General features: G+C 66.0%; 18 protein-coding genes and 1 pseudogene. 11 read left to right on the top strand and 8 right to left on the bottom strand.

Features of this window, described 5'->3' with window-relative positions:
• Positions 1 to 50: 50 nt before the first annotated feature.
• The 10 genes and pseudogenes from prsK to NFW05_RS16345 all read left to right on the top strand — a co-directional run bounded on the left by prsK (position 51) and on the right by NFW05_RS16345 (position 12,097).
• A complete protein-coding gene (gene prsK, locus NFW05_RS16390) occupies positions 51 to 2,162 on the top strand; it encodes an XrtA/PEP-CTERM system histidine kinase PrsK (RefSeq protein WP_295309405.1) in 2,112 nt (703 codons plus the stop codon).
• Positions 2,159 to 3,517: a PEP-CTERM-box response regulator transcription factor gene (gene prsR, locus NFW05_RS16385; RefSeq protein WP_295309403.1), complete on the top strand. Its 1,359-nt coding sequence runs from the start codon at positions 2,159 to 2,161 to the stop codon at positions 3,515 to 3,517. Before prsK ends, prsR begins: the two co-directional genes overlap by 4 nt.
• A 52-nt stretch (positions 3,518 to 3,569) precedes the next feature.
• The gene (gene prsT / locus NFW05_RS16380; protein ID WP_295309401.1) at positions 3,570 to 6,353 is read left to right on the top strand and encodes an XrtA/PEP-CTERM system TPR-repeat protein PrsT; all 2,784 of its coding nucleotides are present in this window, start codon (positions 3,570 to 3,572) and stop codon (positions 6,351 to 6,353) included.
• Between the two features lie 50 nt (positions 6,354 to 6,403).
• The gene (locus NFW05_RS16375; protein ID WP_295309398.1) at positions 6,404 to 7,684 is read left to right on the top strand and encodes a nucleotide sugar dehydrogenase; all 1,281 of its coding nucleotides are present in this window, start codon (positions 6,404 to 6,406) and stop codon (positions 7,682 to 7,684) included.
• Positions 7,681 to 8,742: an SDR family oxidoreductase gene (locus tag NFW05_RS16370; protein WP_295309564.1), complete on the top strand. Its 1,062-nt coding sequence runs from the start codon at positions 7,681 to 7,683 to the stop codon at positions 8,740 to 8,742. Before NFW05_RS16375 ends, NFW05_RS16370 begins: the two co-directional genes overlap by 4 nt.
• The gene (locus NFW05_RS16365; protein WP_295309395.1) at positions 8,742 to 9,662 is read left to right on the top strand and encodes a transglycosylase SLT domain-containing protein; all 921 of its coding nucleotides are present in this window, start codon (positions 8,742 to 8,744) and stop codon (positions 9,660 to 9,662) included. The genes NFW05_RS16370 and NFW05_RS16365 overlap by 1 nt, the downstream gene beginning before the upstream one ends.
• Positions 9,663 to 9,745: 83 nt before the next feature.
• A complete protein-coding gene (locus NFW05_RS16360) occupies positions 9,746 to 10,597 on the top strand; it encodes a serine protease (RefSeq protein ID WP_295309392.1) in 852 nt (283 codons plus the stop codon).
• A gap of 182 nt (positions 10,598 to 10,779) precedes the next feature.
• Positions 10,780 to 10,944, top strand: a pseudogene (locus NFW05_RS16355) (NADPH-dependent F420 reductase); the annotation flags it as partial.
• Between the two features lie 17 nt (positions 10,945 to 10,961).
• Entirely contained in the window at positions 10,962 to 11,303 is a 342-nt protein-coding gene (locus NFW05_RS16350) for a DoxX family protein (RefSeq protein WP_366918271.1), read from the top strand.
• Positions 11,303 to 12,097, top strand: a complete 795-nt coding sequence (locus tag NFW05_RS16345; RefSeq protein WP_295309389.1) for a class III extradiol ring-cleavage dioxygenase — start codon at positions 11,303 to 11,305, stop codon at positions 12,095 to 12,097. Before NFW05_RS16350 ends, NFW05_RS16345 begins: the two co-directional genes overlap by 1 nt.
• A 30-nt stretch (positions 12,098 to 12,127) precedes the next feature.
• Here NFW05_RS16345 and NFW05_RS16340 read toward each other — a convergent pair whose 3' ends face one another.
• The 3 genes from NFW05_RS16340 to NFW05_RS16330 form a co-directional block, all read right to left on the bottom strand.
• Positions 12,128 to 13,198 carry a toll/interleukin-1 receptor domain-containing protein gene (locus tag NFW05_RS16340; protein ID WP_295309387.1) on the bottom strand — a complete coding sequence of 357 codons (1,071 nt, stop codon included), beginning with the start codon at positions 13,196 to 13,198 and terminating at the stop codon, positions 12,128 to 12,130.
• A gap of 328 nt (positions 13,199 to 13,526) precedes the next feature.
• Complete coding sequence (locus tag NFW05_RS16335) at positions 13,527 to 14,585, bottom strand: ADP-ribosylglycohydrolase family protein (protein ID WP_295309384.1); 1,059 nt, start codon at positions 14,583 to 14,585, stop codon at positions 13,527 to 13,529.
• 70 nt (positions 14,586 to 14,655) lie between these two features.
• A complete protein-coding gene (locus tag NFW05_RS16330; protein ID WP_295309381.1) occupies positions 14,656 to 15,129 on the bottom strand; it encodes a PH domain-containing protein in 474 nt (157 codons plus the stop codon).
• A 453-nt stretch (positions 15,130 to 15,582) separates the two neighbouring features.
• Between NFW05_RS16330 and NFW05_RS16325 the strand changes: the two genes are divergently transcribed.
• The gene (locus NFW05_RS16325) at positions 15,583 to 16,155 is read left to right on the top strand and encodes an MEKHLA domain-containing protein (protein ID WP_295309379.1); all 573 of its coding nucleotides are present in this window, start codon (positions 15,583 to 15,585) and stop codon (positions 16,153 to 16,155) included.
• A gap of 240 nt (positions 16,156 to 16,395) precedes the next feature.
• Here NFW05_RS16325 and groL read toward each other — a convergent pair whose 3' ends face one another.
• The 5 genes from groL to NFW05_RS16300 form a co-directional block, all read right to left on the bottom strand.
• Positions 16,396 to 18,048 carry a chaperonin GroEL gene (gene groL, locus NFW05_RS16320; protein WP_295309376.1) on the bottom strand — a complete coding sequence of 551 codons (1,653 nt, stop codon included), beginning with the start codon at positions 18,046 to 18,048 and terminating at the stop codon, positions 16,396 to 16,398.
• 90 nt (positions 18,049 to 18,138) lie between these two features.
• Positions 18,139 to 18,429 (bottom strand): co-chaperone GroES, encoded by a 291-nt coding sequence (locus NFW05_RS16315; RefSeq protein WP_295309374.1) that lies wholly within the window; start codon positions 18,427 to 18,429, stop codon positions 18,139 to 18,141.
• 219 nt (positions 18,430 to 18,648) lie between these two features.
• Positions 18,649 to 19,596 carry a DMT family transporter gene (locus NFW05_RS16310; RefSeq protein ID WP_295309371.1) on the bottom strand — a complete coding sequence of 316 codons (948 nt, stop codon included), beginning with the start codon at positions 19,594 to 19,596 and terminating at the stop codon, positions 18,649 to 18,651.
• Between the two features lie 52 nt (positions 19,597 to 19,648).
• Complete coding sequence (locus NFW05_RS16305) at positions 19,649 to 20,371, bottom strand: ABC transporter ATP-binding protein (protein ID WP_295309560.1); 723 nt, start codon at positions 20,369 to 20,371, stop codon at positions 19,649 to 19,651.
• Positions 20,371 to 21,068 (bottom strand): ATP-binding cassette domain-containing protein (locus tag NFW05_RS16300; RefSeq protein ID WP_295309368.1); only part of this gene is annotated, 698 nt, incomplete at its 5' end. The genes NFW05_RS16300 and NFW05_RS16305, both read right to left, overlap by 1 nt.

The following is a 21,068-nucleotide window of genomic DNA, read 5'->3' as shown; positions in this document are numbered from 1 at the left end:
AGCGGCTCGCTGCGTGCTTTGATGAGGACCGCGAAGGATTTGAGGTCGTGATGGACAGCAGAATGGCGGTTGTGGCGGCGTGGAGCTATGGTCTGGCGGGATTTCTCGCCTCGTTCCTGACGCTCTACCTCGTTTCCGGCAAGCGGACTGGCGAGCGTAGCCGGGCGATGTTCATCGCCGTCAGCCTGTGCGCGCTGTGGGGAATGCTCAGCCTCGCTTTTGCGTTGACCGGCAAGGCGCTTTTCCTGGCCGGCAGCTTGCTTGCCGACATACTGCGCTTCGGTGGCTGGTATTTCTTCCTGCTGGTGCTGATGAAGGCTGAGCCGACCGAGGGCCAGCCGGCATCGACGGGCTTCGGCTGGCTGCGGGCGTTGGCGGTGATCCTGGTGCTGGTCGGCTTTACCGCCCAGGTGATGGTCGTCTCGGGCATCGATCTGCCGGTTTCTTCGCAGCGCATCGCTCTCTTCGCGTCGCTGGCGATGAGCGTATTCGGGATGGTTCTCGTTGAACGGCTGTTCCGCAACGTTTCGCCGGACTTCCGCTGGAGCGTCAAGCCGCTGTGCCTGGGCTTGGGCGGCGTTTTCCTGTTCGATGTGTATCTCTACTCCGACGCCCTGCTGTTCAACCGCATCGACGTCGACGCCTTCAGCATTCGCGGGTTCGCACATGCCCTCGGCTTGCCACTGGTCGCGCTGGCGGCGCTGCGCAGCCACGACTGGAAGAGACGGCTGATCATGTCGCAACGCGCGGTGCTGCAGTCGGCGACCTTGCTGATCGTCGGGGCGTATCTGCTGTTCATGGCCGCTGCCGGCTATTACGTGCGCTTCTTCGGCGGCGAATGGGGGCGTGCGCTGCAGCTTGCGGTGCTTTTCGTCGCCCTGCTGATCCTCGCCGGGCTGACGATATCGGGCTCGATGCGCGCCAAGCTCCGCGTCCAGGTGGGCAAGCATTTCTTCACCTATCGCTACGACTATCGCGAGGAATGGCTGCGCTTCACCCAGACGCTATCTTCGCAGGGCGGTTTCGCCGCGATGGGCAAGCACGTCGTCCGCGGCCTTGCCGACATGGTCGAGAGTCCGGCCGGGGCCCTCTGGCTAAAGGATCCTTCGGGGCGTTTCTTCGCCCAGGCGGCCTGCTGGAACATGCCGGTTTCGGCGGCGACCGAGGACGTCGACGGCCCGCTGGGCACCTTCCTGCTCGAAAGCGGTTGGGTGATCAATCTCGAGGAGTATCGCTCGTTGCCCCGCCGCTACGACGGTCTCGATTTGCCGGCATGGATGGTCGAAGTCCCGAACGCCTGGCTCGTCGTTCCTCTGACCACCGGCAGCGAACTGATCGCTTTCGTCATTCTGGCGACGGCGCGGACGCGCATCGATGTGAACTGGGAAGTCAATGACCTGCTGAAGACCGCTGCCCGGCAGGCCGGAGCCTTTCTCGGGCAGATGCAGGCCAGCGAAGCGCTGCTCGAAGTCCGCAAGTTCGACTCCTTCAACCGCATGTCCGCTTTCGTCGTCCATGACCTCAAGAACATCGTCGCCCAGCTCTCGCTGATGCTCAAGAACGCCGAAAGGCATCGCGACAATCCGGAATTTCAGAAAGACATGCTGATGACCGTAGAGCATTCCGTGGAGCGTATGCGCCAGCTGATGATGCAGCTGCGCGAAGGAGCCACACCGCTGGACAGCCCGCGAGGCATTGATCTGTCCGATGTGGTGCGGCGCATCCAGATGGCCAAGTCGAGACAGGGCAGGGACGTGGAGCTGACGGTAGAGGAGAGACTGATTGCGCGCGGTCACGAGGACCGCATCGAACGGGTCGTCGGGCACCTCGTGCAAAACGCGATCGATGCCACGGAAGAGACCGGGCGCGTGTGGATCAGGGTCGCCAGACAGGGGAACTACGCGCTCGTCGAGGTCGGTGACACCGGGCACGGCATGAGTCCGGAATTCGTCCGCGAGCGGCTGTTCAAGCCTTTCCAGACGACCAAGCCGACCGGCATGGGCATCGGTGCCTACGAAAGCTTTCAGTACGTCCATGAACTTGGCGGCAAGCTCTCGGTCGACAGCGCGGTCGATGTCGGGACGCAGGTGGCGCTGCTTCTGCCGCTGTCCGAATCGGCGGCTGCCGCAAAATCAGTCGATCTTCCCGAGGACTCCGAATGAGCGCCGAGAAACTGCCCTATCTGCTCATCGTCGAGGACGACCGGGCACTGCAGAAGCAGCTGCGCTGGGCCTTCGACGAGTACGAGACGCTCACCGCTGACGACCGGGAGAGCGCGCTCAACCTGGTGCGCCGTCATCGTCCGCCGGTAGTGACCATGGACCTCGGCCTGCCGCCCGATCCGGACTCGGTCTCCGAGGGGTTCAGGCTGATCGAGGAGATCCTCACCCAGGAGCCGGACACCAAGATCATCGTCCTGACCGGTCAGAACGACCGGGCCAACGCGTTGCGCGCGATCGCGCTCGGTGCCTACGACTTCTTTCCGAAGCCGTTCGAGCCGGACATGCTCGGGCTGACCATCCAGCGCGCTTACCGGCTCTATGAACTGCAGCGCGAGAACGAGCGGCTGCAGGCAATGCAGCAGCCGGACGTGCTCTCCGGCCTGATCACCCGTGACCCCGAGATGTTGCGCGTCTGCCGGACGATCGAGCGGGTCGGCGTGACCGATGCGACCGTACTGCTGCTCGGCGAAAGCGGAACCGGCAAGGAACTGCTCGCCCGCGGTGTCCATGAGTCGTCGATGCGTCGCCGCGAGCGCTTCGTAGCCATCAACTGTGCGGCGATTCCCGACAACCTGCTGGAGAGCGAACTCTTCGGTTACGAGAAGGGCGCCTTCACGGGAGCAGTCAAGACCACGCCAGGCAAGATCGAAACCGCGAACAACGGAACGCTGATGCTCGACGAGATCGGCGATCTGCCGCATGCCCTGCAGGCCAAGCTGCTGCGCTTCCTGCAGGAGCGAGTCGTCGAGCGGATTGGCGGGAGGAACGAGATTCCGGTCAATGTGCGGATCGTCTGTGCGACGCACCAGAACCTCAGAAGCCTGATCAGCGAAGGCCGTTTCCGCGAGGACCTCTACTACCGGCTGGCCGAGATCATCATCAACATCCCGCCGCTGCGCGACCGCCTCGGCGACGCCGCGCTGCTCGCGCACGCTTTCGTCCGTCGCTTCGCCGCCGAGAACAACCGCGGGGCGATGACCCTGCGCGAGGACGCCCTGCGTGTCATCGAGACGCATGCTTGGCCAGGCAACGTGCGTGAGCTCGAGAACTGCATCAAGCGCTCGGTGATCATGGCCGAAGGCAACCAGATCACGGCCGCCGACATCGGCCTGAGCGACTCGCAGCAGAGCGAGACGGCGGCACTCGATCTGCGCCACGCTCGCGACGAGGCCGAGCGCAGGGTGGTCATCACGGCGCTGGCACGCGCCGACGGAAACGTCGTCAGGGCGGCCGAACTGCTCGGCGTGACTCGCCCGACCCTGTACGACATGATGCACCGATTCGGTTTGAAGTAGAGCCCCCTGGGCGATTTCCAGGGGTATTTTTCTGACGCTGCGGGGAACCCTCATGACTATTGGCAAACGGGCGCAGGTACTGCGCAAGGCGACTGCTTCGGCGTTGCTGGCTGCTCTTCTTCTCGCTGGATGCGGGGGCGAAAGTCCCGAAGCCCTGATGAACTCGGCCAAGGAGTCCCTGCAGAAACACGACCACAAGACGGCCGTGATCCAGCTGAAGAACGTCCTGCAGAAGGATCCGCAGAGTGGCGAAGCGCGATTCCTGCTGGCCAAGGCGCTGCTCGACGGCGGAGATCCCGCCGGGGCAGAGGTCGAACTGCGCAAGGCGCAGGATCTCAAGTACCCCGACGATCAGGTCATTCCGCTGCTCGCACGGACCTTGCTCACGATGGGCCAGGGGGACAAGGTGATCAACGACCTGGCGAAAGCCGAGCTGACCACGGCCGAGGCCAAGGCCGATCTGCAGACGACCATCGGTCAGGCCTACCTGCTGCAGGGCAAGCCCGATCTCGCCGAGGCGGCTTATGCGGCTTCGCTCTCCGCGCAGCCGGGCTATTCGCCGGCGTTGATCGGCGAAGCGCGGCTCAAGGCCAGCAAGGGAGACATGCCGGGCGCCGTCGCCCTGCTCGACCGGGGAATCGAAGCTTCACCCGGGCTGTACGATGCGTGGCAGCTCAAAGGCGACCTTCTCGCCGCACAGCAGGATCAGACCGGCGCGCTCGCCGCTTACCGCAAGTCGCTCGAGATCAAGCCCGACTACCTCGCCGCGCATGCGGCGATCGTCCGCCAGCTGCTCTCCGAGGGCAAGCTCGACGAGGCGAGCCAGCAGCTCGAGCAGATGAAGAAGGTTTCCGCCAATCACCCGCAGACCCTCTACCTGCGTGCTGCGCTGGCCTATCAACAGAAGGACTACGCCGCCGCTCGCGATGCCATCCAGCTGACGCTTCGCGTGGCTCCCGAGAATCCACTGGCGCTGCAGCTCGCCGGTCTGATCGAGTATCAGCTGCAGTCCTTTCCGCAGGCCGAAACGTACCTGCTCAAGGCTTTGCCGCAGACCCCGCCTCTGGGAATGGCCCGCCGGGCGCTGATCGCCAGCTACCTGCGTGATGGGCGGGCGGCGAAGGCGCTCGGCATTCTCGAGCCGATCCTCGACAAGATCGAAAAGGACCCCAACCTGCTCGCTCTGGCCGGTCAGGTCTACCTCCAGAACGGACAGGTCGACAAAGCCGGCAGCTATTTCGCCAAGGCCTCGGCGCTCGATCCGAAGGATCCGACCAAGCGGACGTCACTGGCGATGATCAGCCTGGCCAAGGGCGACAGCGAAGTCGCTTTCCGCGACCTCGAACAGGTCGCTGCCGGCGACACCGGAACCCGCGCCGACATGACGCTGATCACGGCTCACCTCCAGCGCCGCGAATTCGACCAGGCGCTGAAGGCGATCGCGGCACTCGAGAAGAAGCAGCCTGACAACCCGCTGACTCACAACCTGCGCGGCACTGCGCTGATCGGCAAGAAGGATCTCGCCGGTGCGCGGAAGAGTTTCGAGAAGGCCCTGTCGCTGAATCCCGCGTATTTCCCGGCCGCAGCCAATCTCGCCAACCTCGACCTCGCGGACAAAAAGCCGGAGGAAGCGAAGAAACGCTTCGAGTCCGTTCTGGCCAAGGATCCGAAGAACGTTCAGGCGCTCGTCGCGCTGGCCGACCTGCGAGTCAAACAGAACGCGGGCAGCGAAGAGATAGTCGCTTTGCTTACCCGCGCGGTCACCGCAGATCCGACGGCCAGCGCGCCGCGTCTGCGATTGATCGCCTGGTACCTGGCCAAGAAGGACAACAAGGCGGCGCTCTCGGCGGCCCAGGATGCCCTTGCGGCTTTGCCCGACCGGCCGGAAATCCTCGATGCCGCCGGACGCGTGCAGCAGGTTGCCGAGGATTACAACCAGGCCCTGGCGACTTACGGCAAGCTCGCGACACTCAGGCCCGATTCGGTCCTGCCCTACCTGCGCATGGCGGAGATCGAGGTCGCGGCGAAGAACAAGGACGCGGCGCTGAAGGACCTCCAGAAGGCACTGCAGATCAAGGCCGACTCGCTCGAAGCGCAGCGCGGGCTGATCATGCTCCACCTAGACGCCGGGCGGACCAAAGAAGCGATCGCCGTTGCCCGCGAGGTGCAGAGACAGCGGCCGAAGGAGGCCGTCGGCTATCTCTTCGAGGGCGACGCCCACGCCTCGCAGAAGGCCTGGAGCGACGCCGCTACGGCCTACCGCAACGGGCTCAAGGAAAGCGGGTCGAGCGAACTGGCGACCAAGCTGCACTGGGCGCTGTTCACCGGGGGTAACGGCAGCGAGGCCGACAAGTTCGCCGAGACCTGGCTCAAGGAGCATCCCAAGGACGTGCGCTTCCGCCTGTACCTCGCCGAGCTGGCGGGTTCGCACAAGGACTACGCCAGCGCGGCGAAGCATTACCGCGTGCTGCTCGAAGCGCAGCCGGACAATCCGATGATGCTCAACAACCTGGCCTGGGTGAGTGGGCAGATGAAGGACCCGAAAGCCATCGAATACGCCGAGAAGGCCAACAAGTTGGCACCGAATCAGCCAGCGGTGATGGATACTCTGGCTGGGCTGCTGGCCGAGAAGGGCGACACTTCCCGCGCTCTCGATCTGTTCAGGAAGGCGCTCGAGCTCGCTCCCGACGCTTCGGTGATCCGTTTGAACTATGCGCGGGCGCTGATCAAGGCGGGTCAGAAGGCTGAGGCGAAAGCCCAGCTCGACCAGCTGGCCAAGCTGGGTGACAAGTTCGCCGCACAGGCGGAGGTCGCACAGCTGCTGAAAGGTCTGTAAGCAGGCGCGGGGGCCTGAATTGAACAACACCGAGAGGAAGAACAGAGCAGATGACTATTGTCGCAGTGGTGGGGCTGGGTTACGTCGGGTTGCCTTTGGCAGTCGAGTTCGGCAAGAAACACCGGACAATCGGCTACGATCTGTCGCCGGACAAGGTCGCCCAGTATCGGCAATATGTCGATCCGACCGGCGAGGTGAGCAGTGCCGACCTGAAGGAGGCCATTCACCTCGAGGTCGGCAACGATCCGGCCGCACTCGCGGACGCGGACTTCGTGATCGTCGCGGTGCCGACGCCCGTCGACCAGGCACATCAGCCGGATTTTTCCCCGCTGATCGGAGCGTCGGAAGCGGTCGGCCGTAACCTCAAGCGCGGCGCGACGGTCGTCTTCGAGTCGACGGTCTATCCAGGGGCCACCGAAGAGGTCTGTATCCCGATCATCGAAAAGCATTCGGGGATGACCTGGAAGAAGGACTTCTTCGTCGGCTACTCCCCCGAGCGAATCAACCCGGGCGACAAGGAGCGGACGCTGACCCGGATCGTCAAGGTCGTCTCGGGTGATACTCCCGCGACGCTCGAGCGGGTGCGCGAAATGTACGCGAGCGTGATCACTGCCGGCGTGTACCCGGCATCGAGCATCAAGGTCGCCGAGGCGGCCAAAGTGATCGAGAACACGCAGCGTGACCTGAACATTGCACTGATGAACGAACTGGCGATCATCTTCGAGCGCATCGGCATCGATACGCTCGAGGTGCTCGAAGCCGCGGGCAGCAAATGGAACTTCCTGCCGTTCCGGCCGGGTCTCGTCGGCGGGCACTGCATCGGAGTCGATCCCTACTACCTGACCCACAAGGCCGAAATGCTCGGCTATCACCCGGAGGTGATCAACGCCGGGCGGAGGATCAACGACGGGATGGGCAAGTTCGTCGCCGAGCAGACGGTCAAGCAGCTGGTCCGTAACGGCTGGCAGGTCAGGAACGCTCCGATCATCATCCTCGGTCTGACCTTCAAGGAAGACTGTCCCGACCTGCGCAACTCGCGGGTCATCGACGTGATCCGCGAGCTCGAGTCATACGGCGCGAAGGTCGTGGTCCACGAACCGGTCGCCGACCCCGACGAAGCCCGCCACGAATACGGCGTCGAACCGGTCCCCTGGGAGGAACTGCCACGAGCGGCAGCAATCGTCGCCGCAGTTGCCCACCGCCAGTTCAGGGCGCGACCGGTCGCCGAGATCGTCGGCAAGCTCGAGCCGGGCGGCGTGCTCAGCGACGTCAAGAGCATGTTCAGCGAACGCGAACTGCGTGAGCACGGAGTGACGGTGTGGCGCCTCTGATTCCTGGCGCGCCGCCGGCGCTGGTCGCCGCCACCGAGCGATTGCGCGGCCAGCCCGCGTCGTGGCTGGTCACCGGCAGCGCCGGCTTCATCGGTTCGCACCTTGTCGAGAAGCTGCTCCGCCTCGGTCAGACGGTCGTCGGACTCGACAACTTCGCCACCGGCCACCAGCGCAACCTCGACGAAGTGCGTGATCTGGTCGGACCGGAACAGTGGCGCCGTCATCGCTTCATCGAGGCCGACCTCTGTGACCCGGCGGTTTGTCGCGAGGCCTGTCGCGGGGTCGACTTCGTGCTCCACCAGGCGGCGCTGGGCTCGGTACCGCGCTCGCTGGCCAATCCGCTGGCCACCAACGCGGCGAACGTCGATGCCTTCCTGAACCTTCTCGTTGCCGCCCGCGACGCCGGCGTCAGGCGCTTCGTCTACGCCGCGTCGAGTTCGACCTATGGCGACCACCAGGAGTTGCCGAAGGTCGAGGAGCGCATTGGCCGGCCGCTCTCTCCGTACGCGGTCAGCAAACTGGTCAATGAACTGTACGCCGAGGTCTTCGCACGTTGCTACGGCTTCGCCTCGATCGGCCTCCGCTACTTCAACGTCTTCGGCGCGAGGCAGGATCCCGAAGGGGCCTACGCCGCGGTGATACCGCGCTGGGCACGAGCGATGCTGCTCGGCGAAGCGGTGAGCATCAACGGTGACGGTGAAACGAGCCGCGACTTCTGCTTCGTGGACAACGCCGTTCAGGCGAACCTGCTGGCCGCGACGACCGCGAATCCGGAGGCCGTCAATCAGGTCTACAACGTCGCCGTCGATGACCGCACCTCGCTGAACCAGCTGTTCGAGATTCTCCGCGACGCCCTGGCCGGTGTCAGGCCCGGGCTGCGCGATCTGCGGCCCGTCTATCGCGACTTCCGGCCGGGCGACGTGCGGCATTCGCAGGCCGACATCGGCAAGGCCAGACGTCTGCTGGGTTACCTGCCGACGCATCGGCTCGCAGAAGGCATTCGCGCCGCGATGCCCTGGTACCTGGCGCGCTTTGCGGTGACCGAGGGAGTGTGCTGATGTCGCCCGATTGCGTGCGCTGCTCCGCTCTCGTGCGCAAGGGCGCGCTGGTTTTCTGTGGCCTGCTCGGCCTCGTCGTGCAGTGTGCTCCTCTGGCGCTGGCCAGAGAGGCACCCCGTGACGCAGACGGTGAGCGCCTGCTCGCGCTGCGCAGGGAGGCCGTCGCCTTCGAGCACGGCGAGGGCGTACCGAGGGATTACGCACGGGCTGCCAGGGTGTACTGCGAAGGGGCTCGCCTCGGCGACGCCGAGGCGCAGTTCAGCCTCGGCTGGATGTACGCCAACGGCCGTGGCGTCGAGCGCGACGACGCCCGCGCCGCGTACTTCTTCGCCATGGCGGCGAAGCAGGGTCACGTCCAGTCGCAACGGATGCAGCGCTTCGTCGGCGAACCGACGTCGCAGACTCCGCCGTGCCTGCGCGGAGTCGTTCCCTTCGAGGACGCCAGGGACGTATTGATCCCCAACGGCGAGGCACAAAAGGTGGTCGTCGGCCTGGTGAACCAGTTGGCGCCCGAGTACGGGGTCAGTCCGCGGCTTGCGTTGGCGGTGATTCGCGCCGAGTCGAACTTCAATCCGCAGGCCGTCTCGAACAAGAACGCGCAGGGGCTGATGCAGCTGATTCCGGACACCTCGGCGCGGTTCAACGTCAGCAAGCCCTTCGATCCCGAGCAGAACCTGCGGGGCGGGCTCGCCTACCTGCGCTGGTTGCTCGCCTATTTCGAGGGCGACGTCAGTCTCGTCGCCGCCGCCTACAACGCCGGAGAGGGCGCAGTGAATCGCTATCGGGGCGTACCGCCGTACGCCGAGACGCGCGGCTACGTGAAGAGAATCCTGAGTCTGTTCAGGGGTGAGGAACACCCTTACGACGCGCGCGTAACGGCGCCTTCTCCGGAGTTGCCGAAAATTCGGGAGGCGAAGTAGGGGGCTGCTACCGGATATCGCCGCAAGCCTGCCGAATCGCTGCGCGGCGAGCGTGTCCGCGGCGATGCCGACCGGTTCACGAAATGAGGAATAGATTGCTCGTCCTGCTGCTTCCGCTCGCGGCCCGCGCGCTGCGCCATGCGTTTCTCGCGATGCCTCGATCGAGGTCCGGCTTCTTCGCTCGGGTGCTGATCGCCGTGGTCCTGGCCGGTCCGGGGATCGTTCGCGCCGACCTTCCGGAAATCATCGACCGGGTGAAACCGTCGGTCGTCGTCGTCGGAACGCATCAGCTGACACGCAGCCCGCCGTTCGTCATGCGCGGCACAGGCTTCGCGGTCGGCGATGGCCGGCTGGTGGCGACCAACCACCACGTGATCCAGGCTGCGATCGACGAGGCTGGCGGAGAGCGGCTGGTGGTTGTCGCGCGCGTCACGGGCTCGACGATGCAGCAGCGCGCCGCACGGATCGTGGCGGTCGACAATGTGCATGACCTCGCACTGTTGAGGATCGACGGCCCGGCGCTGCCGGTTCTTTCGCTCGACGAGGCCGACGCCGTTCGCGAAGGCCAGTCGGTGGCCTTCACCGGCTTCCCGATCGGTGCCGTCCTGGGTCTTTCTCCGGTCACCCATCGCGGGATAATCTCCGCGATAACCCCGATCGCCGTGCCCGCAGCGAACGCCCGGCAGATCAACGCGCGTGTCGTGCAGCAGATCAGGAGCGGCGCCTTCGACATCTATCAGCTCGACGCCACCGCGTATCCGGGCAACAGCGGCGGGCCGCTCTTCGAGCTGAACCACGGACAGGTGATCGGCCTGCTCAACATGGTCTTCGTCAAGGAAAGCAAGGAGTCAATGCTCAGCAAGCCGTCGGGGATCAGCTTCGCGATCCCCGTGCGCTTCCTGCGCGAACTGATCGCCAGGGGTGCGAGCCCATGAGGAGTGTCACGCGAGCCGCCTCGCGCGTCCGAGGCGGCGGGATCTGGGTCACTTTGCCGGCGTACGGGCAAGCCACTCGCGGCACCTCGGCCGGTTGGTTCCACGGCCAATTGTCCAGGAATGCAGGTTGGCAAGTTCGTCACAGCTTCGTCGATCCATTTCCATTTGGCCAATGGAGTTGCGCCCAGCAGACCGCTTCAGCGCCGGCCCGGAGCATCGGCTTTGACGTGGTCGACGCTGGCGGTCTGAAGAACGCACGCGACCTCGAGCCGCTTGCCTCTCTGAGCATCTACCCCGGCCATGGCGCTGGTCTGGGCCCGGCGATCGCGCCGACCTGGATCCGCAGGCCTGAAGTACACACAACTTGTTTAGACATCACACGGGCAACTCATTCCTGCAACGCGTGCTGGCCACCGACGACGGCGCCGGAGCCGTGTCCCTGTGCTTTCCGGTCGGCATCATCTTCGCCGAGCGCGGCGCTCAGAAACGGTCCGGCTGGTTCGGCGGTTACGGCCTCCAAGGTGGCGGTCGGTTCATCGCCTCCATCGGTCTGAACCCGGGGCATCTGATGGCGCTGCTGGCTGGTCTCGCCGAATTCTTCGCGGGTCTGGCACTGGTCGTCGGTGCGCTCGTTCGGCCTGCTGCCGCGGCACTCGCCTGCGCCCGGCTGATCGCGGTCTTCGCAGCGCACTGGAGAGAGCGCTGATGTCACGCCTGCCCAGCCTGTTCGTCTCGCACGGCGCACCGACCTTCGCGCTCGAGCCCGGCCTGGTGGGGCCCCGGCTGACGGCGCTGGGCCGGACGCTGCCCCGACCGGAGGCGGCGCTGGTGGTCTCGCCGCACTGGATGACGCCCACGCCGCGCGTGAGCACCGCCGTGCAACCCGAGACCATGCACGACTTCGGCGGGTTTGCCCCGGCCCTCTACCAGCTGAACTACCCGGTCCGCGGTCACGCCGAGCTGGCGCAGCGGGCGGTGGCGTGCCTGCAGAACGCCGGTTGGCAAGCACAGGCTGACGAACGGCGCGGTTTGGACCATGGTGCCTGGGTACCGCTGCGCTACCTGTATCCGGAGGCCGACGTGCCGGTGTTCCAGGTGTCGCTGCCATCCCGGCTGGATGCGCAGGCAGCCTTGGCCTTCGGGCAGGCGCTCGCGCCGCTGGCCGATGAGGCTGTTCTGATCGTCGGCTCGGGCAGCCTGACGCACAACCTTTACGAGTTCCGCAGCGGGTACGGACCTGACGAAGCGTACGTGGTGAAGTTCGCGGCGTGGGTGCGCGAGGCCGTCGAGCAGGGAGACCGGGCGCGGCTGCTGCGCACACTGGACGATGCGCCGGACGCCCGGAGGGTCCACCCGACTGCTGAGCACTTCTGGCCGCTGCTCGTGGCTGTCGGTGCGGCAGACACGATTCTTCCGGTCAGTGCAATCGAGGGTGGCATCGCGCACGGCATGCTGGCCATGGATTCGTACGTGTTCGGCGCAGGCGGCGTTGCGGCGTGAAGGGAGTCCAGGCCGTGCACGACGATCGCATCATCGCACTGCCCGATCCCGCGACCGCCCGAACCCGTGAGCTGGTGCTGCGCTTCCACGGCGTGGGTTCTGGTGCCGAGGACCTGCCCCCGCCCGGTCGCCGGCCTGCAGGGCCTCGCAGGATAGGCGGCCAACGCTTCGAGAAGGCCGAGAACCGGGCTGTTGCCGAGCTGACCACTGACCATCGCCGGGCCTTCGAGTACGAGCGGGCCGATCGTCGCCAGCTTGGTGGTCTGTCGCGCGTGCCAGAGTGACCACGCCGTGACGCACAGCAGAACGACCAGAACGACCAGCAACACCCGCGATCCGATCAGCCAGCGCTGGAGTCTCCTCTGTTTCGCCGCATCCTGCTCGGCACGCCGGCGGGCCTCGCTCTCGCTGCGGGCCCGACGTTCGGCTTCTTCGAACTCGTGCTTTCGGCCCGATGGTGCCACCGTTCCGGGTGATCGCGACGGCGAGTTCATCCTGGTATTCGACGACCTTCGGCGTTGGATCGGCGATCCAGACGACGGGCGCGGCTGACGGTGGCGGTTCGAGGACTCTGGTGATCGGCACGCTGATCTGCGCGGCGATCTGGTAGGCGAGGAAATTGAGCTTCGCCCAGTACGGGTTGTGTTCGTCCGGGTCGACGGTGGGCCAGCCCAGTGTCCGCGGGATCCGGTCGTCGATACCGGCTTCCCAGAACTGGACCGGGACCAGTTCCTGGACGCGCGCGGGGAGCCTGTGGCGATCAACCGGATAGATCTCGACGACGAGGATTGCCTCACGACCGCCGACGGGCGGATGTTGCCCGAGGAAATTGTTCAGCTCGAACTCGCACCATGGCGAGTTCTGGTAGCCGAGAGAGAGGATCAGCACGAGCGAGCGGCTGTTGCGCACTTCGTCGAGCAGGGTGGCCGTGAGCGGCGCATTGGCGGCCAACTGCCAGTCCATCCAGGTGTCGGGGCGCCGGCCGAGCGGCCGCTCGAGCGCCTCGCACAGCCAGTGCTCGAAGGTCGTCACCCAGCCGTGGCCGCTTCCGGTCGGGCTTTCGTCATCGACCCGAGCGTAGCTGACGAAGACGTCGTGCATAGCCGTCCGGTTCTCCCCAATTCCTGCAGCAGTTCTGCAGCAGCGTCCCGGGGTTCGACGCATTCCGTCACTCGCCTTGGGCGCTGGGGGTCCCGGATCGCAGGGTGTCTTTCGCCGGCAGCGCGAGTGCTTGGGCAGCGGACCTCGGCCTTTTATTCATGGACCATTTCTAGCGCTGGTGGATGGGTCTCCGGACGGGCTGTCCGGGTCGACACGCGCGCGACGGGCTTTACCGTGATCTTCGCGGATCCGCCTCACGGCGCCCGAGAGCGGCGCTCTTCGAGTGGCCGGTCCGGGTGCGGCGGCTGCCGGGTCGGCCCTTGCCGAGTCAGTAGGGCGGCAGAAGACGCCGGAATCCGTGCGCCAGTACGAGGACAAGGAAGAGCGCGTTGCGCGCCATCAGGCCGGCGACCGACACCGGATGGCTGTCGGTTGCTCCGTTGTGCGCTGCTCGAGCGGCCTTGCGGGCGAGGTCTTCGATCCACTCGACGGTACGCGGCCATTCGACGAGGTCGTCGAGCCAGCGATCGGGAATGCACTTGCTGCCCACGCCTGCTCCGACGATTCCGCCGACGATCGCCCCGGTTGTGTCGGTGTCACCGCCGCAGCGAATGACTGCGCTCACCGCAGCCGCGAAATCGCGCGGATGCGACTGCCAGGCATGCAGTGCGGCCGGGACGCTCCGGTAGATGTAGCCGGAGACGCCGTTCGTGCAACCCAGTCGGCGCATGAACGAGTCGGTCGGTTCGCCACGGACGACGCTGGCGCGCAGCGCCTGCAACAGGCCGACCAGTTCCAAGGCCGGCGAAGCGTTTCGCGCGCCGAGACGAGCGAGGTCGTCGACCAGCGCATCGAAGGTCTCGCCGCGCATCGAACAGCGCGCGGCGAGGGCAACGGCAAGCGCACCGCACTCGGCGCGCGGATCGGTGTGCGTCAGCCGCGTGCTGGCCTGGACGAGGCGAAGCATCCGGGCCTCATCGTCAGCGAAGCAGACCCCGAGCAGGGCACTGCGCATTGCTGGTCCGTTGCCTGCGGAGCGCACGCCGCGGAATCGGCGTGGCAGGAACAGCCAGAGCTTGAGCAGCGCGCGCAGTGTGGCGAAACCGATTCCCGCTGGCAGGCCGGCCAGCCACCAGCGCAGTCGCCGGGCGAGATCCTCTTCGAAGACCCACTCGTCTCCGCCCGAAGCGAGGATGGCTTGGGCGAGCAGGCAACTGTGTTCGGTATCGTCCGAGCACAGGCCCTTGCCGAAGAGCATCCGGTAGCCTTCGAGCGTCGGACACCAGCGCTTCTGTCGTCGTGCGGAAAGTCCCTCGCAGGGAAGTCCCAGGGCATCGCCGACAGCGGTGCCGAGCAGACAACCGACCGCGGCTTCTTCAATGCTCATCGGGGAGTCGAGGTCCGGCCCTCCGGCAGCGGGCGCAGCGTCGGGCGAAGCCGGTCGCGGGCTCAGCGGCTCAGGAAGTTGGCCCATGGGCTTCAGCTGTGGTGTTGCGGCCGCTGGCGGCCACGGCCGCGCAGATTGCCGACGCAAGAGCCTGCGGATCGGGAAGCGCCGCAAAGTTGCAGCACAGGAAGACTCCTTCCCGGACGTCTTCGACCGGCTGGACGAGCACGTCCACTGCGCCGGGACCCACGTGACGCTCCAGCGCCGTCTGCCGGACGCGCACACCCCTCACTCTCGGCAGATCGATCGAGCGTGGTCGCAGCCAGCGGCCTGCCGAGACGACCCGGCGGTCAGTCACGAAGACCACCGGTGCGTGCAGCAGGCGTCCGGCCGAGGCGCCGAGCAAAGGCAGCAACGGCAGGATGGCGAGGCGGAAGAATCCCGGGTCGACGATCATCGAGAACACGCCAAGCGCCAGGACGATCGCGCCGAGAGCGACGAGGAGTGCTGGTCTGGCGACCAGCGGCCGCGTCACGTAGAGCAAGCGCTCCCCGACTGTGAGGAGTCGGACGGCGTGCCGAGGCATCCTGTGAGTGGCCCTCCATCCGGCCAAGATCATTCTCCGAAGTCTGCGAGCGTAGCCATCGGCTGCCGGCGGGCTCGCCACTCCTGTCCCGCCGCCGCAGGATCACGGGCCGGCCTCGACCGAAGAGCAGCGATGGTCGTCGACCCGACCCGCAGCAGCTGACCAGTCCAGCCTCGTCGCATTCGCGCATCTTGCCATGCTTGGGTGGGCCCGTCACGGCCGATGCTCGACACCCGCTGCCGAACGGGCAAGCTGCCTGCGTGCGCTCGCGGGGCAAGTCGGCGTCTGCGATGGTGCCTCGCTCTTCGCCCTCCCGTCGATCCTGCCGGGCGAGACTGGAGGTCGAAGGCCGCGCGGTTGTCGCGTATAGTCTGCCTGCGCGTTGCTCACCGATCGCGCGGGAAGAGGTCAATGAGCACACTCACGTCTTTCGATCGCGGCGAGCCGACCGAGGCCAATGACTTTCAGGCAGCAAGCGCGAACCTGATCCTGGCGAGCTACGAGAGCTTGTTGAGGCGATCGCTGCTCCCGGGTATCCCGCCAGGCGGGGATTCGGGCAGGCTTCTTTACGAGGCCCCGTTCGTGGTGCTCGCGCACGATGCTTCGCCCGACCCGACATTCTTTTATGCAAACCGTGCCGCGCAGCAGCTGTTCGAGATGTCGTGGTCGCAGATGGTCCACCTGCCTTCCCGACTGTCGGCGGAACCGCTCGAGCGCGACGAGAGGCAGCGCCTGCTCGACTGCGTCAGGGCACGGGGTTTCATCGACGACTACGCCGGGGTGCGCATCTCGGCGAGCGGCAAACGCTTCCTGATCACCGGAGCGACGGTCTGGAATCTGCCTGGACTCGAGGCCGTCACCGGCCAGGCTGCGGCGTTCGCGCACTGGAAGGTGCTGCCGGCTTACGCTGGCCGTGCGGACGCTGGTGGGCCGGCGGAGCTCACGTCCTGGTCGGGTGAAGAACGACAAGGCACGGTCCGGTAGCGTGGCCCGGTCTCAAGCTTCGACTTCGCCGCTCGTCGTGACACCGTGGCGCAGACGCCGCATGCCGTGCTCCGCAAAGACGCTGGCCGGCTAGGTCGGGCGGCCGGTTGCGTCGTGCCGCGTCGGAGAGCGCGTAGGGTGGTCGCCTCACGCGTGTCGAGGCACCACGTAAACGCAGCGGAGCCCCCTCTACGCTCACCGCTTTGTCGGGGGCTCCGCTTGCCGGGTTGCAGCGACAGATTACATATCCATGCCGCCCATGCCGCCCATGCCGCCCATGCCTCCGCCCATGCCGGGCCCGGCGGCCGGCTTGTCTTCGACGAGTTCGGCGACCATGCAGTCGGTGGTCAGCATCAGACCGGCGATCGACGCCGCGTTTTGCAGGGCCGTGCGGGTGACCTTGGTCGGATCGAGGACGCCCATCTCGACGAGGTCTCCGTATTCGCCGGTGGCCGCGTTGTAGCCAAAGTTTCCGGTCCCCTGGATGACCGCATTGACGACCACGGAGGGTTCGTCTCCCGCATTGGCGACGATCTCGCGCAGCGGCTGTTCCATCGCGCGCAGGACGATCTTGACGCCTGCATCCTGGTCATGGTTGTCACCCTTGAGCGAGTGGAGGCCGGCACGCGCGCGTAGCAGTGCGACCCCGCCACCCGCCACGATGCCTTCTTCGACTGCCGCCCGGGTCGCGTGCAGGGCGTCCTCGACGCGTGCCTTCTTCTCCTTCATTTCGACTTCGGTCGCCGCGCCCACCTTGATCAGCGCGACACCTCCGGCGAGCTTGGCGACACGCTCCTGCAGCTTCTCCTTGTCGTAGTCGCTGGTCGCGGTTTCGATCTGCGTACGGATCTGCTTCACACGCGCCTCGATCGCCGACGCAGCGCCACCGCCGTCGATGATCGTTGTGTTCTCCTTGCCGATCTCGATCCGCTTGGCCTGTCCCAGTTCGGCAAGCGTCGCCTTTTCGAGCGTCAGGCCCACTTCCTCGGCGATCACCTGCCCACCGGTGAGGATCGCGATGTCTTCGAGCATGGCCTTGCGGCGATCGCCGAAGCCCGGGGCCTTGACGGCGCAAGTCTTGAGGATGCCGCGAATGTTGTTGACCACCAGTGTGGCGAGCGCCTCGCCATCGACATCCTCGGCGACGATCAGCAGTGGCCGTCCCGACTTGGCGACCTGCTCGAGCACCGGCAGCAGATCGCGGATGTTCGAGATCTTCTTGTCGAAGATCAGCACGAACGGATTCTCGAGGATCGCATTCTGCTTTTCGTTGTTGTTGATGAAGTACGGGCTCAGGTAGCCGCGGTCGAACTGCATGCCCTCGACGACGTCGAGTTCGTTGTTCAGCGACTTGCCGTCTTCGACGGTGATCACGCCCTCCTTGCCGACCTTGTCCATCGCCTTGGCGATGATGTCGCCAATCGCGACGTCGGCGTTGGCCGATATCGAGCCGACCTGGGCGATTTCCTTGCTCGTCGAGCACGGCTTCGACAGCTTCTTCAATTCGTCGACGATCGCCACCACGGCCTTGTCGATCCCGCGCTTGAGGTCCATCGGATTCATTCCGGCGGCAACGTACTTCATGCCTTCGCGGACGATCGACTGCGCGAGAACCGTCGCCGTGGTCGTGCCGTCGCCGGCGATGTCGGAGGTCTTCGAGGCGACCTCCTTGAGCATCTGGGCGCCCATGTTGGCGAACTTGTCCTTGAGCTCGATTTCCTTGGCCACCGAAACGCCGTCCTTGGTCACCGTCGGCGCGCCGTAGGAGCGCTCGAGTACCACGTTGCGGCCCTTCGGGCCGAGAGTGATCTTGACCGCGTCGGCGAGAATGTTCACGCCTTCGACCATCCGCGCGCGAGCAACGTCACCGAACTTTACGTCTTTGGCTGTCATAGCGATAACTCCTGGAATTCCTTGATGATTCTGATCAGAAAGAGAGAGGCCGGGAAGGCCGGCCGGGGTGATTGCGCCAGAGCTCCGGGATCAGCCCTCGATGACCCCCATGATGTCTTCCTCACGCATGACGAGCAGCTCTTCGCCTTCGACCTTGACGGTCTGCCCGGCGTACTTGCCAAACAGCACGCGGTCGCCGACTCTCACCGCCAGAGGGCGAATGCTGCCATCTTCGAGCAGCTTGCCGGTGCCCACTGCGCGAATCTCGCCCTGATCGGGCTTCTCGGCAGCGGTGTCGGGGATGACGATGCCGGAGGCTGTCCGGCGTTCCTCTTCAAGACGCTTGACGATCACGCGGTCATGCAACGGACGAATCTTCATGCACTTTCTCCTTGGTAGAACAGGTTGACGGTAGCAGCAGTCCCCTGCTGCGGCCCGGTAGGCGCTGTCGCCGGGGCCAAGCTTGGTTATTAGCACTCGATGCTAGCGAGTGCTAATGATAGGGTCTGCTGGCGAAGATTTCAAGACGGGGGGAGGCCGCAGTCGGCTCGATGCACTGGCGCAACCAGCGTCGCGCTCGCGATGAGCATGGATCGCCGGTCACCGTCCTTCGCCGCGGGCGGCGAGGTAGATTCCGGCAAGCAGCAGGACGAACCCGACCGCCTGGGCCGGCGCGAACGACTCGCCGAAGAAAAGCCAGGCGAGGACGGCGCTGCCGACCGGTTCGCCGAGCGTGACGACGGCGACGAAGGTTGGCGAGACGTGCCTAAGCGACCAGTTGTACGAGGTATGGCCGAGCAGTTGCGGGCCGAGCGCCATACCCAGCGCGACGAGGTAGGCCGCGCCGCTGTAGCCGGCAAGCGCCGTGCCGCTCACCTGACAGCCGAGGACCAGGAACAACGCGGCGCTGCCGTAGGCGAGCCACACGTACGCCGGCAGCGGCAGGCTCGCGCGCAACCGGCGACCGATCAGCAGGTAGGCCGAGAAGCACCAGCTACCGGCGAGGGCGAGGAAATTGCCGAGCAGGGGGGCGCTGCCCGCGACACTCGCCCGGCTGTCGCTCCAGAAGATCAGCAGGCTGCCGGAGAGCGAGATGACGATGCCGACGAGCATCAGCGAGCCCGGCCGCTCGCCGAACAGGACGAACGAGGCGATGCCGATCCACAGCAGGTTGGTGGTCACCAGCGCGGTGCTGCTGGCCACCGACGTGTACTCGAGCGAGGTGATCCAGGTGGCGAAATGCACGGCGAGGAAGACGCCCGCGCCGCCGGTGAGCAGGACCTGTCGGCGGGTCAGCGCGCGCAACGTCCGGCCGGACTGCCAGAGCGCCAGCGGGGTGACGATCAGCGCGGCGAGGCCAAGGCGCAGCGTGGCGATGGCCAGCGACGGCAGGCCATTCGCCTGCGCGAAGCGCGCGAGGATCGCTCCGAAGGAGATCGCCAGCAGGCCGATGCCGAGGACGAGAAAGGGCAGCCAGCGCGGCGGCCTGCCGGTCTCGCGGCTGGTCACGATCTGCGCGGGCCGGGCTGCCCCGGGTAGCGCGTTCATCGCACTGGCGCGCGCCTCATCGCATCAGGGTGTGCCGGCCGCGCACCGGGGTTCAGGCGCCGCTGGCGCGGTCGCCGGCGAGGTAGGCGGCATGCACCTCCGGGTTGGCGAGCAGTTCACGGCCGCTGCCCGAGAGGACGATCTGGCCGTGCTGCATGACGTAGCCGCGGTGCGCAACGCGCAGCGCGTGGTGTGCGTTCTGTTCGACGAGCAGGATGGTCATCCCGTGGTCACGGTTGAGCTCACGGATCGTCTGAAAGATCTTCCTGATGTACAGTGGTGCGAGGCCGAGCGACGGTTCGTCGAGAAGCAGCAGCTGTGGGCGGCTCATCAGTGCGCGGGCAATGGCCAGCATCTGCTGTTCGCCGCCGGAGAGCGTTCCGGCGCGCTGCTCGCTGCGCTCGGCGAGGATCGGGAAAAGCGCGTACATCCGTTCGAGGTCGACGGCGAGGTTCGCCGGGTCGCCGAGCACGGCGCCCATCTGGAGGTTTTCGAGGACGGTCATCCGCGGGAAGATGCGCCTTCCCTCGGGGACCAGCGAGATGCCGCGGCGGGCGATGTCGTGCGTCGGCAGCGCGGTGACGTCCTCGCCGTCGAAGACGATCCGTCCGCTCGAGGCGCGGGGCTGGCCGAAGAGGGTCATCATCAGTGTCGACTTGCCGGCGCCATTGGCGCCGATCAGCGTGACGACCTCGCCGACCTGAACCGAGAGATCGACGCCGTGCAGCGCGTGGATGTGGCCGTAGTGGGCATGCACGCCGGACAGCTGGAGCATCATCGGACGGCCTCCGCAGGCAGTTCTTCGCCGGCGTCTTCCTCGCCGAGGTAGGCCTTGACCACGTTCGGGTCGCGCTGCACCTGCGCCGGCGTGCCTTCGGCGATCTTGCGGCCGTAGTTGAGCACGCAGACATGGTCGGAGACAGTCATCACCACGCTCATGTCGTGCTCGATCAGCAGAATGGAGATTCCCTCGTCGCGTGCAAGGTGGACCAGCAGTTCATTGAGTTCGCCGGACTCGCGCGGATTGAGTCCGGCGGCGGGCTCGTCGAGGCAGAGCAGCAGCGGCTCGACGCACAGCGCGCGGGCGATCTCGATGCGCCGCTGCATGCCGTAGGGCAACGCACCGGCGGCGGTGTCGGCCTTGTCGATCAGCTTCAGCCGCTCGAGCCAGCCGACCGCCCGGCCGATCGCCGCCGCTTCGGCGCGCCGGTATACGGGCAGGCCGAGGAGTCCGGCGAGCGAGAAGCGCGAGGCGTGTTGCAGCGTGTTGTGCTGGGCGACGACGAGGTTCTCGAGCACGGTCATCTTCGGGAACAGGCGGATGTTCTGGAAGGTGCGCACGACCTTCGCGGTGCGCGCGACCTGATGGCTGGCCATCGTCTCGAGGCGCATCGGTCCGCGCTGCGGGTGGTTGAGGCGGATGCTGCCGAGCGTCGGCTTGTAGAAGCCGGTCAGGCAGTTGAAGAAGGTCG

The sequence above is a fragment of the Accumulibacter sp. genome (genome assembly GCF_023806625.1).
Taxonomy (GTDB): domain Bacteria; phylum Pseudomonadota; class Gammaproteobacteria; order Burkholderiales; family Rhodocyclaceae; genus Accumulibacter.
This window is presented reverse-complemented; position numbering and strand designations above follow the sequence as displayed.